This window comes from Clavibacter lycopersici (assembly GCF_003576405.1).
GTDB lineage: Bacteria > Actinomycetota > Actinomycetes > Actinomycetales > Microbacteriaceae > Clavibacter > Clavibacter lycopersici.
In genome coordinates, this window is record NZ_QWGT01000441.1 from 1 (window position 1) to 954 (window position 954).

The window sequence follows — 954 nt, forward strand, 5'->3', positions numbered from 1 at the left end:
GGCGCCCAGGCGGCGGAGGATCGCGCGCCACGCTCGACGGACGGCGCCGGGCGGGCGCGGGGCGGCTGCCGGGTCGGGGCCCGCGGACCGCGTCGCGCGTCGGATCCGGCGCAGCGGGTCGTCGTCGGCGGGATCGCCTGGCCACACGTCGTGCAGCGCGCGGAGCCGCTCCTGCAGGAGGTCGTCGTCGCGGTCGGGGCTGCTCAGCACGCGCGGGCTCCCCTCGGCGTGCGCGGGTGCGGTGCGTGCGGCATGGGACCTCGGGTGCGGCTCGGACGGGAGGGGCACGAGGCTACGTGGCGCGGGGATCCGGCGGCGCGACCCCTGCACATGCCGCCGGGCGTACCAGCCGGACGGTCGCTGCGACCGACGCCGCAGGACGGGCGGACGTGAGCTCGTCGGCGCGCTAGGTTCGGCGGGACGCGGGGAGGCGCATGGATCACGAGGCCGCTGCCGCCCGGCGCACAGTGCCCGGCGGCGTCTGGCGTGTGCGGGAGATGCGGCTCGACCGGATCCACCGGGAGGTCGCCGTGCGGATCGCCGGCGGTCGCGTGGCGCTCGCCGACCCCGCCGACGACGTGCTGGGGCGGCTCGACGTGTCCGTCAGCGACGGCGTGGTCGACCGTCACGTGCACCTCGGGCTCGTCGACCACGCGGCGCTCGGCGGATCGGCCGTCACGGCGGTGGTCGACCTCGGGTGGGATCCCGTGGAGATCGCCCGCATCGCGGCCCGGCCGCCTGTGGGGGTGGACGTGCGGTACGCGGGTCCGTTCCACACCGCCCTGGGCGGTTACCCCTCGGATCGCGCGTGGGCGCCCGCCGGGGCGGTGCGCGAGGTGGCGCGCGCGGAGGATGCGGGGCCGGCCGTCGCGGCGGCGCGGGCGGGCGGATCCCGCGCGGTGAAGATCGTGCTGCACGACGGCGGGCCGCTCCTCGCCGACGACGTGCTGGCCG

1 protein-coding gene and 1 pseudogene are annotated in these 954 nt (G+C 78.7%); one reads left to right on the forward strand and one right to left on the reverse strand.

All coding sequences use genetic code 11. The features are described from left to right. The coding region (locus DZG00_RS17405) for a hypothetical protein (RefSeq protein WP_119455838.1) at positions 1-210 on the reverse strand (210 nt) is incomplete at its 3' end. Positions 211-434: 224 nt separating this feature from the next. On the opposite strand from DZG00_RS17405, the pseudogene DZG00_RS15810 reads away from it, so the two are divergent. After that, positions 435-954, forward strand: a pseudogene (locus DZG00_RS15810) (amidohydrolase family protein); the annotation flags it as partial.